This is a genomic window from uncultured Sunxiuqinia sp., assembly GCF_947495665.1.
GTDB classification, from domain to species: domain Bacteria; phylum Bacteroidota; class Bacteroidia; order Bacteroidales; family Prolixibacteraceae; genus Sunxiuqinia; species Sunxiuqinia rutila.
Window position 1 is genome coordinate 14,646 of sequence record NZ_CANLZV010000026.1, and the last position, 13,124, is coordinate 27,769.

At 44.6% G+C, this 13,124-nt stretch carries 12 protein-coding genes; 9 read left to right on the plus strand and 3 right to left on the minus strand.

The window, feature by feature from the left end:
* The first annotated feature begins 95 nt into the window (after positions 1-95).
* Positions 96-770 carry a hypothetical protein gene (locus tag Q1A18_RS18570; RefSeq protein WP_299584491.1) on the plus strand — a complete coding sequence of 225 codons (675 nt, stop codon included), beginning with the start codon at positions 96-98 and terminating at the stop codon, positions 768-770.
* 334 nt (positions 771-1,104) lie between these two features.
* Here the strand turns inward: Q1A18_RS18570 and Q1A18_RS18575 are convergent, their stop codons facing one another.
* Positions 1,105-1,386: a hypothetical protein gene (locus Q1A18_RS18575; RefSeq protein WP_299584494.1), complete on the minus strand. Its 282-nt coding sequence runs from the start codon at positions 1,384-1,386 to the stop codon at positions 1,105-1,107.
* 378 nt (positions 1,387-1,764) lie between these two features.
* Here Q1A18_RS18575 and Q1A18_RS18580 point away from each other — a divergent pair, with 378 nt between their 5' ends.
* The 6 genes from Q1A18_RS18580 to Q1A18_RS18605 all read left to right on the plus strand — a co-directional run bounded on the left by Q1A18_RS18580 (position 1,765) and on the right by Q1A18_RS18605 (position 5,808).
* The gene (locus tag Q1A18_RS18580; protein ID WP_299584497.1) at positions 1,765-2,217 is read left to right on the plus strand and encodes an HNH endonuclease; all 453 of its coding nucleotides are present in this window, start codon (positions 1,765-1,767) and stop codon (positions 2,215-2,217) included.
* A gap of 245 nt (positions 2,218-2,462) precedes the next feature.
* A complete protein-coding gene (locus Q1A18_RS18585) occupies positions 2,463-2,630 on the plus strand; it encodes a hypothetical protein (RefSeq protein WP_299584500.1) in 168 nt (55 codons plus the stop codon).
* A 79-nt stretch (positions 2,631-2,709) separates the two neighbouring features.
* Positions 2,710-3,426, plus strand: a complete 717-nt coding sequence (locus Q1A18_RS18590; protein ID WP_299584503.1) for a hypothetical protein — start codon at positions 2,710-2,712, stop codon at positions 3,424-3,426.
* 59 nt (positions 3,427-3,485) lie between these two features.
* The gene (locus Q1A18_RS18595; protein WP_299584506.1) at positions 3,486-4,169 is read left to right on the plus strand and encodes a porin family protein; all 684 of its coding nucleotides are present in this window, start codon (positions 3,486-3,488) and stop codon (positions 4,167-4,169) included.
* Between the two features lie 31 nt (positions 4,170-4,200).
* Positions 4,201-4,815: a hypothetical protein gene (locus tag Q1A18_RS18600; protein WP_299584509.1), complete on the plus strand. Its 615-nt coding sequence runs from the start codon at positions 4,201-4,203 to the stop codon at positions 4,813-4,815.
* Between the two features lie 174 nt (positions 4,816-4,989).
* Positions 4,990-5,808, plus strand: a complete 819-nt coding sequence (locus tag Q1A18_RS18605; protein WP_299584512.1) for a metallophosphoesterase — start codon at positions 4,990-4,992, stop codon at positions 5,806-5,808.
* Positions 5,809-5,998: 190 nt separating this feature from the next.
* On the opposite strand, the gene Q1A18_RS18610 is transcribed toward Q1A18_RS18605, so the two are convergent.
* Positions 5,999-8,305: a glycoside hydrolase family 20 protein gene (locus Q1A18_RS18610; RefSeq protein WP_299584514.1), complete on the minus strand. Its 2,307-nt coding sequence runs from the start codon at positions 8,303-8,305 to the stop codon at positions 5,999-6,001.
* Between the two features lie 343 nt (positions 8,306-8,648).
* On the opposite strand from Q1A18_RS18610, the gene nth reads away from it, so the two are divergent.
* Both nth and Q1A18_RS18620 read left to right on the plus strand, forming a co-directional pair.
* Complete coding sequence (gene nth, locus Q1A18_RS18615) at positions 8,649-9,305, plus strand: endonuclease III (protein ID WP_299584517.1); 657 nt, start codon at positions 8,649-8,651, stop codon at positions 9,303-9,305.
* A gap of 200 nt (positions 9,306-9,505) precedes the next feature.
* Entirely contained in the window at positions 9,506-9,676 is a 171-nt protein-coding gene (locus tag Q1A18_RS18620) for a 4Fe-4S binding protein (RefSeq protein WP_082326626.1), read from the plus strand.
* Positions 9,677-10,193: 517 nt separating this feature from the next.
* Here the strand turns inward: Q1A18_RS18620 and Q1A18_RS18625 are convergent.
* Positions 10,194-13,124 (minus strand): MBG domain-containing protein (locus Q1A18_RS18625; protein ID WP_299584526.1); only part of this gene is annotated, 2,931 nt, incomplete at its 5' end.

Below are 13,124 nucleotides of genomic sequence, written 5' to 3' on the forward strand. Positions count from 1 at the left end.
TAAGGGCTTCAGTCCAGCTTGCCAGTAAGGGCTTCACTCTAAGTGAAGCCCTTACTATCCAACAAGGTTTGCCGAATTTGTGTTAAAGTCGTAATTTGAAGCAACCAATTTCGAATCAACCTGTGGAATTTGAAACCGGTCATATTTACCATGTTTTCAATCGGGGCAACAACTCGCAACGCTTGTTTTTTACCCGCGACAATTACTTGTTTTTTATTGAAAAGATCAGAACTTATATTTTGCCGCATGCCGATCTTTTAGCCTGGTGTTTAATGCCAACCCATTTCCATTTGATGGTGCATGTGAATGAAATTAGGATGCCGGTTAAAAGTGAGGACTATGCTCCATTCAGTAGCTTGCCAGCGAGGGCTTCACTCGAAGTGAAACCCTCATTATCCAAAAAGTCAAGATCATTGAATGACTCGATTGGCATTATGCTTCGATCGTATAGCCGGGCGATTCAGAAACAGGAAAACCGAACAGGAAGCCTTTTCCAAAAAGCAACCAAAGCCCGCTGCCTCACCCAAACAGATGGCATTTCTCCTGCCTGGTTTCAATCCCGCTATGGAGCAATAATTAGCAGGGCTTTTGCAGAGGACGATTATCCCCAGGTCTGTTTTGATTACATCCATGCCAATCCGGTAAAGGATGCGCTGGTCGGTAACATGGAGGAGTGGGCGTTTTCTTCGGCCCGGGATTATGCCGGCTTACGGAATGGAAAGCTGATTAACAAGGAACGAGCCGGTGAGTTTGGCTTGGTTTATCGCTAGCTTCAGCAGTTTGCCAGTAAGGGTTTCACTTCATTTAGCAGCTTGCAAGTTAGTGCTTCACTTCAAGTGAAACCCTAACTAGAAAATGTCCAAGTCCGTCGTTTTTAGTTGAAACACCGGACCGACAAGTAGAAACACAATTCCGAGCGGTTCAAACACTCAGCCGGGCAGTTCAAACACCTGGCGGAGTGGTTCAAACACTCAACCGAGCAGTTCAAACGCGTAACCGACGAGTTCAAACACAAAACCGAGCACTTGAAACACAATTCCGAGCAGTTGAAATGCTACTTTTTTGGTCGGCTGAGTATTCGGAGCTGATTTTTTGATGTTCGGACTACTTTTTTCGGTGTTCGGACTGCCCGGGGGAGTCTTCCAAGCCCTTTTTTCGGTGCTCAAACGGCGCGGCCCGATGCACCAGGTGCTCGGTTGGGTATTTTAAGCCAAAGGGAAACTGTTTGAAAGAACAGCTTGATTGGTCAAAGAACTTCCAGGGGTGAATCCAGCGCTTTTGAGCGTCATTCAACCCCAGGAAGCGATCTCCAAAGTGATGGGTAGTGTCGTTGTACGAATCGGTGCGATTGGGAAAATGCTCCGGCCAATAACCGGACGAAGCCAAGCAACCAATTGGAGCCGACTATTATGAATATAAAAGGGAAGGATGAAAGCCCACTGATAGGCAATTATTTTATGTTCTTCAGCAGGGGCTTGTTTCTTGATGATTTTAAAAGCTACTGAAAACAAGTGGTATGGCGAAGTCTAAAAACTACTTGTTGCCCCTTTGTTCGCGAACAAACAGCCTCCAGGCCCCAAAGTTGCCAATACACGTACTGTTTAGTTAACGAAAAAGCGTATCTTGGGGAATTGGTGAGAATAAGATTTAGGAGCGAGGGGTATAAACGGATACCACGCGATGCAATCGCGCGGTAGTGTGGGGTAATTTTGTTAAAGCTTAAAGCAACATTAGTTTTAATACTAAAACAAATTGAAAAACACAATGGAGATTTTACTATATATCATTATTGGAATAATTGTTATTAGCGTAATAAATGAATTCTTTAAAAAGAAAGAATGTGACATATGTGGTACTCGATTTTCTCAAAAATCAAAAAAACATCGTTGGGATATTAGTGGCAAAAAAACAATAATTTGTTCAAAGTGTAATCGTAAACTTGAAAACCAAGAACACAAAAGAAAGTTTGATAAGTATTTTCAAAGCATTGAAAATGATTTTGAATACGAACCACCTTCTGTTGATAGACGTATTTCAACTCAAACAAAAAATGCAGTATGGAGAAGAGATGGGGGCAGATGTGTTGAATGCGGGTCACAAGAAAGGTTAGAGTATGACCATATTATTCCAGTATCTAAAGGCGGTTCAAATACGGCAAGAAATATTCAGTTATTATGTGAAAAATGCAATCGCCAAAAAAGTGATAAAATACAGTAGATATAAATGAGTACCAACTCCCCACCTACCTCTCGTCTTAGCGGAGCGGTGCCGAGGGGCAGACCGGATTTTTATTGCGTTGATTTTTTTTTTACACTAAACGACTTATTTATAGTACTAAAATAATTTGGTTAAAGCCCGTTTGCCGGAGATTCTATTTATTACCCCGGCTTTAAAACCGAGGCTTTAGCCCAAATATCAAATTTTCACGGACAGTAATAAATAAAAACCTAAAAAATTAACTTATGACTATTATGCCTTTCCTTCCGATTATCGTTTCTGCGATTGTTTATTTGTCCCTAATTGTTGGGATCCTTTATTTGATTTACCGCTGGGTGAGTAAGTTTATCGCCTTAAGAGAAGAGCAAAATGACTTGTTGCGGGAAATTATCAATAAATTGGAATCGAAATAAACAAGCAGCCCCCGCTGGCGCGGATTTGTAATCCGTGCCTTGGTTGAGTTAATCAATAAAAAAACACGAACGAAACCCAATGCAACTACTAAAAAGCCTTTTGCTAACCGGCTTTATGCTGGTTCTTAGTTTCAATGCTTTTGCACAACCTGCAAGCACAACCTGGATGCTCTCGGTGGAGGGCAATTACTACAAATCGAAATCGAGTGAATCGAATCCCGGTTTTCAATTCAAGACCAATGAAAAGGAATGGCACCTTTCGTTTAACGCTGAACGTTTCGTAACTGATCGTTTTTCTGTTGGTTTGGGCCTGGCACGCTACCATGAGAAAGCAGAAGAGAATACAACACAATTAGTGGTTGAAGCAACAGAAACTACGCTATATGGAACCTTCGTTGAGGCAGAAGGTACTCACTGGCAGCCGCGGATTTTCTGTAAATATTATTGGCCGGTGATCGGGCAGTTTTACCTGGTTCCTCGTTTTTCGGGAAGTTACGGAAGAGCCAAGGCCAATGCCTCGGTGCTCAGCAGCAGCAAAGTGTACCTTGATCCTGCCGATGGTTTATCCGAGATTGGGCCTGGCACGCAAACAAGCTGGGAAGGAAGTGTAAAGGGAAATCTGTTTAGCCTGGAGTTGGCGCCGGAGCTGGCTTACTTTTTCGGCAACCGTTGGGGCCTCTCTGCATGTTTGGGCGGTTTGCGTTATGACCAATTTGGCGGAGAACTGGATGTCTCGGATTGGACATTTAGTTTCAAACGTCAGTATTGGAAACTGGGTGTGAACTTCCGGTTTTAATCCGTTCTGCAACATGTACCAGTTTTTAGCGCCAGGGTTAAACTAAAAACCAATAGCCGATGCAAACCCTATTTAAACTTACACTATTGACTCTTTTGCTTCTGGGAGGAGTTAGAGCGATGGCTCAAACGTTGGAGATTAAATCTGGATTGAACCTATCGACCATGTATGCTAAAGATCAGCGAGAAACCTACAGTGATGATTTTGAATTGGCTCCAGGATTTACTTTGGGCGTAACTGGAGAATTCCCCGTTTCTGAGTCGCTATCAGTTGAGTCCGGATTGATTTTCTCCTCTAAAGGCTATAAAATTGACACCTATTATCCTGTTCCCACTTTCTCCGGAGAATTTTTTCCGATTGACGAGCGTGCTACACTAAATTACATCGACATACCTGTCATGCTGAAATTGACAACTTCAAGTAAAAAGACCCAGCTTTTTGGTGCGCTTGGACCATATGTCGCATTGGGATTATCAGGGAAAATCAACCGAGAAGAATATGGCATTGATGATCAGGGAGCTATTGTTTACAAAGGAAGTGTTGATTATGCCGGTGAAATGGGCAAAGATGGTCAATGGAAAAGGTTTGATTACGGAATGCAGGCTGGAGTTGGCATGATAATACGAAAAATTGTGTTTCGAATAAACTACAGTTATGGATTGGCCAATATTGCTCAACAGGAGAATCTCACGAATAATAATCGGGTAATTGGAGTATCACTTGGATATATTATCAATAAATAAAAAACAACCAGTAACAAATTCAACCTCAATTATGAAAACAATCACCACCCTTATGTGCTTCATTTTTATGAGCAGTTTATGCTTGGCGCAAGAGTCACCAGATGCCAAGGCACCCGGTAAAATCGGGATTAGCTATTCTTCTTTTGGAACGAATGATGTTATTCGCTTCCAGGATTTGGATGGTGCAGGCAGTTATGACAGTGATCACTTTTTTACGCTCGGGCTTACTTATCTCCACCCAATTAAAAATGGGCTGTTTTTGGAAACCGGGTTCGAATATTCCGAACACACCCTTGTGGTGAATCCTAATTTGCCACCCGATATGGACGGTGAATCGTACCAAACGGACCTCACCCTGATCAATATTCCGATCACCCTTCGGACGAACTTTTGGAATTATTTCTTTCTGAATGGCGGTTTAATTCTTGATATAGACGCCTCCAGCCAAAGCCAGATTGATTCGCAAACCGGGATTGGCGGACTGCTCGGAATTGGGGCTAACTATGATTTTAAATGTGGCGCTTCAATTTTTGTAAATCCTTATTTCAAGGCTCATTCATTGATCCCTTTTTCGGGTGAAAAGTATGCGCAACGTTTGATGGAATCGGGCATTCGACTTGGGCTGACCTACAATCTGGGGAAATAAAAAGGTACTTGCAGGCTTTTCTGCTAGCTAAGCTTTCACTGGCGCGGCTTTGTAATCCGTGCCCTGCCTGGAGGCTCAGGAATTGAAGCTGCCCGGATTTTTTATTCGAAAACAGTGGATGAAGTCCTAAAATAGGCGTTCTTTGTCATCTGTATATTAACCTAAAAAAATACCATGATTTACCGATTTCAGAACTATCTGTTACTTGCCTTGTTGGTCTTTGCTGTTTCCTGCACCGGAAAAAAGCAGCAGCCCTTTTCGTTTGTTCAGCTAACCGACACCCAGCTGGGGTTTTACGCGGAGGGCTATGAACAGGATGTGAAAAAATTTGAACAGGCGGTCAGGCAAATTAATGCGCTCAAGCCTGATTTTGTCGTGATCTGCGGCGACCTGGTCAATATGCCCAACGACAGTTCCTTTGCCGACTTTAAAGAAGTTATGGCTGGTTTTACAATGCCCTGCTATATGGCTCCCGGAAACCATGACGTTGGAAACACGCCCACCAGCAAAAGCCTGAGTTACTATCGGGAAACGATCGGAAAAGATTATCTCGAATTTGAGAACAAAGGCTATTCATTCATTGTCACCAATTCGCAATTGTGGAAAGCAAATGTGGAGGAAGAATCCGGCAAGCACGATCGCTGGTTTAAAGAAACGCTGAAAGACCAAGGGCTTAAAAAGCAACCGGTGGTGGTTATCGGGCATTATCCGTTATACACCAAAACGCCCGAGGAAGAAGAGGCTTATTTTAATTTTCCGTTGGACAAAAGGCAGGAGTTGCTGGCCTTGTTTCAGGAAAACAACGTTCGTGCTTACCTGTCGGGGCACACCCACCAATTAACCATTAACCAGTACGAAAACATTCAATTGGTGAGTGGTGAAACAACCAGTATCAATTTTGATAAGAGGCCTTTTGGGTTCAGGCTTTGGGAGGCTACACCCGATACCTTAACACAGCGTTTTGTGGCCTTGGAAGCTGAACTTGTGCAATAAGACTGGCCGGCCGATCCTTTACTTTATTGGCTTGGGGAAGGTCCCATTTTCAGTGAAGAATAGAAAGAAGCTGTTTTAAATAACATGAGGTGAGCCATGCGAAATGAAACCGGGTTTGAGTTCCATCGCATGACTCACCTCATTGCTTTTTAGCCTTTATGCCAATCAGGCCTAAAGGGTGGGGTGGTACTTATTCCACGATAATTTCATCAATGAAAATAAATACGCCCTGATTTTTTACCCTTTGGTAAGGAGCTTTCACCCGAATGTACTGGCATTCGATGGGGTCAAAACTCAGAACAAAGGTTTCTGTTTCAATATCGGGAGTTTTCGGAATAGTTGCTCCTCGTTTATTCTCCCAGGTTTCTAGCGTTTTGAAATTTTTTCCATCGGTGGATACGGCTACTTCCATGCCTGCCGGGAAATAAATACCCGCTCCGGTTTCTTCAATGCAGCTCATGGCAACTTTTGAAATGGTAGCGGCTTCTTTCAGATTGATGGTGGCCGAAAAGTCGCGGCTTAAAATACCCAGCCATTTGCCATTGCCCCATTTATCGCCGCCAAAGTCAGCATCCACCAAGGTGTAACCTCCCTGTGCTTTGTAGTTGCCATAAGGCTCAGAATCCAGTGTGACATCGGCACCGCATGCCTTGTGCAAAATAGCGTCCTTGGTTTCTGTACTTACCATTTTGTTGCCATCTTTTACGGCAATGGCTTTTACCGGTGTTGATTGTTCAAGCGTAAACGGTTGCGTGTAGTGGATGGCTGTTTGCTGATCTGGTTCAGAGCCATCAAGGGTGTAATAAATATCCGCATGGAGTTCAGTCTCCAGTTCAACATTTAGCTTTTTGGATTCATTATCCAACTGAAACTTAATCTCAGGACGGTAGGCACTGGGCGCATAGTTGACATCCATGGCGCTGTAGCGTTCGATCATCCGGTCCATTTTGTGCTGGAAATGTGTCCAGTCTTTCTTGTTCGGTGCTTGCCAGGCAATTTCCGACAAGGCCGCAATACGCGGGAACAGCATATATTCCACCTGATTTTCATCCGGCATGTATTCGGTCCAGAGATTGGCCTGAACGCCTAATATCCGGGCTTGGGTTTCGGCATCGGCTTCCGCAGGAATCGGTTCGTAGTTATACACTTTCTTTAGCGGCGCATAACCCCCAAATGCTTTAGGCTCGTTTTTGCTTAAGCTTTGATAATGGTCAAAATATAAGATTGACCCGGTTGTGAGAACCGTGGGGTGTCCTTTTTCTAAGCTGGCAGTAACACCTGCTTCTCCTCCCCAGTACATAATGGTGGCCGATGGTGATAATTCCCCTTCTAAAATTTCGTGCCAGCCAATCAATTTCCGGCCTTTCGATTTGAGGTATTCATCAAAATGGTTGACAAAATGACTTTGGAGTTCGTGAGGCGTATAGCCATTTTTCTTCATCGTAGCCTGACATTGGGCACAGGCCTCCCAGTTGCTTTTGCCAACCTCGTCACCTCCAATATGGATGTATTCTGAAGGGAATAATTCGAGCACTTCATCCAGAACATCTTCCAATAGTTGGTAGCCGGCCTGATTGCTGGCACAGTAAACACCAATGTTTTGAAGGCTTTTGCCGTGTTTGTCCTTGCAAAGTAAATCGGGGTAGCATTGCATAACCACTTCCGAGTGGCCGGGCAACTCGATTTCGGGCAATACGGTAATCTGTCTTTCTTTGGCATAGGCTACAAGCTCTTTAATTTCTTCTTGCGTGTAATAGCCGCCGTATTTGGGCCTTGAATCTCCGGCTTTCCATACTTCATAGTCTTGCCAGGGTTTTTTACCCTCTTTAACAACCCGCCAGGCGCCGATATCGGTTAGTTCCGGATGCGATTTTATTTCAATCCGCCAGCCAATACCGTCCACCAAATGCCAGTGGAATACATTTAATTTATGCATGGCCAGGTAGTCGACGTACTCTTTTACAAAATCCAGAGGCATAAAATGCCGGGAAACATCAAGGTGTACACCACGCCAGCCAAAACGAGGACTGTCGATGATGTTGGCAGCGGGCACAGCCAATTGTTGAAGTGGCTGTTGCTCCAGTTCCTCTGGCAATAGTTGGCGTAGGGTTTGCACCGCATAAAATAATCCCTGAGGACCGGCCGAGCGGATTCCAATTTTATTTTTAGCGATTTGAAGCTGGTAGCCTTCCTGGCTTAAGGAGTCGAGTCCGGCGTCGTATTCAAAAACAATGGCTGACTTTGGTTGGCTGTTTTGGTCCCAAACAACCGGTAATTCTTTATGAAGAATTTCCTGCAACAGGCTTACGGCAGGCAGCATGGTCGAGTCGTTGATAACGATGGTTGTTTTCTCCTTGAAAACAAAAGCTGGCTGATCTTCGGTTTGTATCGATAACGGTTCAGGAATAACCTGAATCGGTTGAGTTTTGATCTCTTTTTGGCAACTATACAGTAGAAGTATAAATGCAACGAAAACGAAAGGTTTTGTAGTAATCATAGTCGTATCTTAATCATGTGAATTTATAGACTGAAGTTCTTTTGGCACAAAAGAATGGAATTTATTTCAAATTTGGAAACTCCGAAAATGTGCTTGTTCTTGGCATCCTGTTGACCAGAACGGCAAAAGTTGAATCGATAATTCGTGTCCGGCTACTGACCGAATGAGTCGAAGTTGTCCGATAATTAATACTTTCAAGGCTTTTCTGATAAAGACGGACGCCGGGAAAACAACTACTTAAAGTTGATTTAGGAGCTGTCCGTCCCAAAAACGAAATTCAGAAGTTGCTTTCTGGCTCAGGATGGCTATTTTTGTTTGCTTCACTTCAGAATAGAATACCGATATGCAGAAAAAAGAACGTTATCAGCGTGTGATTGACTATTTCCAGAAAGCCATGCCCATTGCCGAAACGGAGTTGGACTATGGCAATCCTTACGAGTTGTTGGTGGCCGTAATTTTGTCGGCGCAGTGTACCGATAAACGGGTGAACCAGATTACCCCGGAACTGTTTAAGCGGTTTCCAAAGCCGGAATTGATGGCCGAGGTGGAAGCCGCCGAGGTGTTTGAGTACATTCGCTCATGTTCGTATCCCAACAACAAAGCCAAGCACTTGGTGGGAATGGCAAAGATGCTGGTGAATGATTTCAAGGGTGTTGTTCCTGATGATATCACAGAACTGCAGAAACTACCGGGCGTGGGACGAAAAACTGCCAACGTAATTGCTTCAGTAGTTTATGAAAAACCGGCTTTTGCGGTGGATACGCATGTGTTTCGGGTAGCCAACCGAATTGGCTTGACCACCAACTCCAAGTCGCCCCTGCAAACGGAGCGCGAGTTGATGAAGTATTTCCCGGAAGAAATTGTGCCTTTAGCGCATCATTGGCTCATTTTGCACGGACGATACACTTGTTTGGCCCGAAGCCCGAAGTGTGGCAAGTGCGGGTTAACTGAAGTTTGTAAGCACTATGAGAAGCTTCAGAAATCAAAGCAGAATGAATAGGAACGCTCTTTTCCTTATTGTTAAGAATTAAGTGGGGGAGTTGTACTTATTTAGTACAATTATAAATAGATTTTTGAGGTATATTAATTTCAAATTATCTCTTAGTTTTGCAGCATTAATTTTAGTAATCAATTACTTTGTTTTTATAGCAAACTTTGTACTTTTGCTTGTATTCTCTAACTTATTAAAAAAGAAGTGTTATGGCTTATGTAATTTCAGATGAGTGCATTGCATGCGGAACTTGTATCGATGAGTGCCCAGTAGACGCAATCGCAGAAGGTGATATCTATACAATTGACGCAGATTTGTGTACTGATTGTGGCTCATGTGCCGAGGTATGCCCGGTTGATGCAATTTCGATTGCCGAATAATCGGACAGCATAAAATTAGTAGCCCGTTATCGTTTGATAGCGGGCTTTTTTTTGCGCTTTGAAAGAGGGATTTGCAGCGTTGGTTTCACTCCTTTCCATGAAAAAATGAATACTTAGGTATCTTCAAGCTATTAATTTCCGGTGAATTAGTCAGTCCAGCCAATCGGATGGACATTATCAATGACAAAATTTCATCGAGGCATAAGCTTGGAGCCTGTCTTTTTTAGATGGAGTTGCTCCGGTTCATCTCCTAATCTTTAGCGTTACTTCTGGGTATCTTCTGTGTATCTTCTGTGTTCAAAAACAAAGAAGATACGTTGAAATAACGAAGAAAAAACAGCGAAAATACGGGCTTGTCTGGTTGGAAACTTATTGCTGTCAAACTTGGGGTAGGGGATCTGATGACTTTGGGTGAGTTGATATGGTTTCGAGTTTTGAAACTAAGCACTTCCTGCACATAAAAAGAAAAGACGCACCGAAGTACGCCTTTTCAAAATAACTCAATGCTTGATCGCTATTACCTGGTGTACATTGCTTTTCCGTTAATCACTTCAGAACCCATGGTTAGACGATAGATGTATAGGTTACTCATGTTCGAGTTTGGAATGAACTCTGCATTGTAATTCACTCCGGCTTCAACAGGCTGGTCAAAAACAACTTTAACCAGACGGCCATTCGCATCATACACATCCAACCGGGCAGTGGTCGTTACCGGCGAGCTGAATTCAAATTTCAGCCGGTCGGTAAATGGATTCGGATAAGCCAGGAAGCTGGATGTTTTTAGCTCTGGAGCAGCAGAAATCTCGGCCGTTTTTCTGTTGTTCTTCACTTCGTGAATGACAATTGAACCACCTCCAAGGAGGGTCGTTGCATCGGCATTTTCATCCACTCCCAGCTGGTTGTCATAAACAATGTTGGAAGGTGAACCTTCCACCCAAATTTTTATTCTGAACAAATCCGGTTCTCCCTTAGCTTTGACATCACCATCAATGACCGAAACCATGAAGGCGTAGCCCGCTTCTCCATTAATGGATCCCTTGCCTTTGTAGGTTGCTTTGAAATTGGCAATAACCAAGGTCATGGCATCGTGAGATGAGGAGTTAAACTTCAAATCACCAGCTTTAAAGTGAAATTCGGTATGGCCATCCACTTCTTTGTTGCCTTTTTTGTATTTGGCATTGAATCCGAAGTTGGCTTTCCCTACAGCTACCGGGTCGGCAGTTAATGCACCTTCGGGTGACATAAACCAGCCACCACCGGTTACAAAACCTGCAGAAGGATCGTAAACAGGTAGGTAAGCGACTGACTCACTACAGCCTTCGCCTGCAAGAGCTGTCACCTTATACACTTTAACTTCGGGAACGGAAACGTTTGGTAGAGCTGCAATTCCATTCGAATTGGTGTGTCCTGTTGATTCTAGTTCCAGTTTTTCCTGGTTGTTTTCATCATAAGACGTTACTGTAAAGGTGACGACAACGCCTTCAATCGGATGATTGCTTGCATCGACTACTGTTGCGCTCAAGGTTGCAGCAGACCCAATGGCAACAGGTTGACTACTGGCACTGGCATCGATGGTAACCGGCAATATGACAAGAACGGATGGGATAAAGGTGATGGCATAGTTCGCGTTGTCCAGGCTTCCCTGATGTATTGTATGAGAGCCTACTGTTTCTCCCGGGCTTCGGTCTAAGGCTCCACTGAAGGCAATCAATTCTCCATTGGGAAGAACTGTATTAACCGCTGGATTGGATACGAAAGTTAAAGCTGGGTCGATTTGACCACAATATTTACTTTTTGTATCGGCCGTAACTGTGACCGGCCGTGCTGTAATGGTAAAGTCGTTTGAAACGTAAGTCACCGTGTAGTTGCTTTCCTTATTGGTCGCACCCTCCACAATGGTGAGCGTTCCCTGGTTGATGGCATAGCTGCCGATTGTTTCACCAGCAACGCGGCTTAGTGCTCCCTCAAAAGAATCACCAGTTGCCAGACCGTCACCTCCAACGGTATAGGCAAATGCAGCGGGATCAGCTTCTCCATAGACTTTGGTTTGTCCGGCATCGGCTGTGATGGTGATTGGGCGTGCTGTAATGGTAAAGTCATCCGAAACGTAAGTCACCGTGTAGTTGCTTTCCTTATTGGTCGCACCCTCCACAATGGTAAGTGTTCCCTGGTTGATGGCGTAGCTACTGACTGTTTCACCAGCAAGGCGGCTTAGTGCTCCCTCAAAAGAATCACCAGTTGCCAGACCGTCACCTCCAACGGCATAAGTAAATGCTGCCGGATCAGCTTCTCCATACACTTTGGTTTGTCCGGCATCGGCTGTGATGGTGATTGGTCGGGCCGTAATGGCAAAGTCATCCGAAACGTAGGTCACGGTGTAGTTGCTTTCCTTATTGGTAGCGCCTTCTACGATGGTGAGTGTTCCCTGGTTGATGGCATAGCTGCCGACTGTTTCACCAGCAAGGCGGCTTAGTGCTCCCTCAAAAGAATCACCAGTAGCGAGACCATCACCTCCAACGGTATAGGCAAATGCAGCAGGATCAGTTTCTCCATACACTTTGGTTTGTCCGGCATCGGCTGTGATGGTGATTGGCCGTGCTGTAATGGCAAAGTCGTTTGAAATGTAAGTCACGGTGTAGTTGGCTTCCTTGTTGGTCGCTCCTTCTACGATGGTGAGCGCTCCTTGATTGATGGCGTAGTTGCCGACTGTTTCACCAAGATCACGCGTCAGGGATCCGTCGAAAGAATCACCAGTTGCCAGACCGTCACCTCCAACCGTATAGGTAAAGGCAGCCGGATCAGTTTCTCCATAGACTTTGGTTTGTCCGGCATCGGCTGTAATGGTGATTGGACGTGCTGTAATGGTAAAGTCGTTTGAAACGTAAGTGACGGTGTAGTTGCCTTCCTTGTTGGTCGCACCCTCCACAATGGTAAGTGTTCCCTGGTTGATGGCGTAGCTACTGACTGTTTCACCAGCAAGGCGGCTTAGTGCTCCTTCAAAAGAATCACCAGTTGCCAGACCGTCACCTCCAACCGTATAGGCAAATGCTGCGGGATCAGTTTCACCATACACTTTGGTTTGTCCGGCATCGGCTGTGATGGTGATTGGACGTGCTGTAATGGTAAAGTCGTTTGAAACGTAAGTCACGGTGTAGTTGCCTTCTTTATTGGTGGCTCCTTCCACTATCGTAAGTGTTCCCTTGTTGATGGCGTAGCTACCGACTGTTTCTCCAGCGTCACGGCTTAGTGCTCCTTCAAAAGAATCACCAGTTGCCAGACCGTCACCTCCAACCGTATAGGCAAATGCTGCGGGATCAGCTTCACCATACACTTTGGTTTGTCCGGCATCGGCTGTGATGGTAATCGGCCGGGCTGTAATGGCAAAGTCGTTTGAAACGTAAGTCACCGTGTAGTTGCCTTCCTTGTTGGTGGCCCCTTCCACAATGGT

Bases quoted from the DNA above. Each gene is read 5' to 3' on its own strand.
- nth (WP_299584517.1), top strand. From the start codon at position 8,649: ATGCAGAAAAAAGAACGTTATCAGCGTGTGATTGACTATTTCCAGAAA.
- Q1A18_RS18580 (WP_299584497.1), top strand. From the start codon at position 1,765: ATGGAGATTTTACTATATATCATTATTGGAATAATTGTTATTAGCGTA.
- Q1A18_RS18600 (WP_299584509.1), top strand. From the start codon at position 4,201: ATGAAAACAATCACCACCCTTATGTGCTTCATTTTTATGAGCAGTTTA.
- Q1A18_RS18620 (WP_082326626.1), top strand. From the start codon at position 9,506: ATGGCTTATGTAATTTCAGATGAGTGCATTGCATGCGGAACTTGTATC.
- Q1A18_RS18590 (WP_299584503.1), top strand. From the start codon at position 2,710: ATGCAACTACTAAAAAGCCTTTTGCTAACCGGCTTTATGCTGGTTCTT.
- Q1A18_RS18610 (WP_299584514.1), bottom strand. From the start codon at position 8,305: ATGATTACTACAAAACCTTTCGTTTTCGTTGCATTTATACTTCTACTG.
- Q1A18_RS18595 (WP_299584506.1), top strand. From the start codon at position 3,486: ATGCAAACCCTATTTAAACTTACACTATTGACTCTTTTGCTTCTGGGA.
- Q1A18_RS18605 (WP_299584512.1), top strand. From the start codon at position 4,990: ATGATTTACCGATTTCAGAACTATCTGTTACTTGCCTTGTTGGTCTTT.
- Q1A18_RS18585 (WP_299584500.1), top strand. From the start codon at position 2,463: ATGACTATTATGCCTTTCCTTCCGATTATCGTTTCTGCGATTGTTTAT.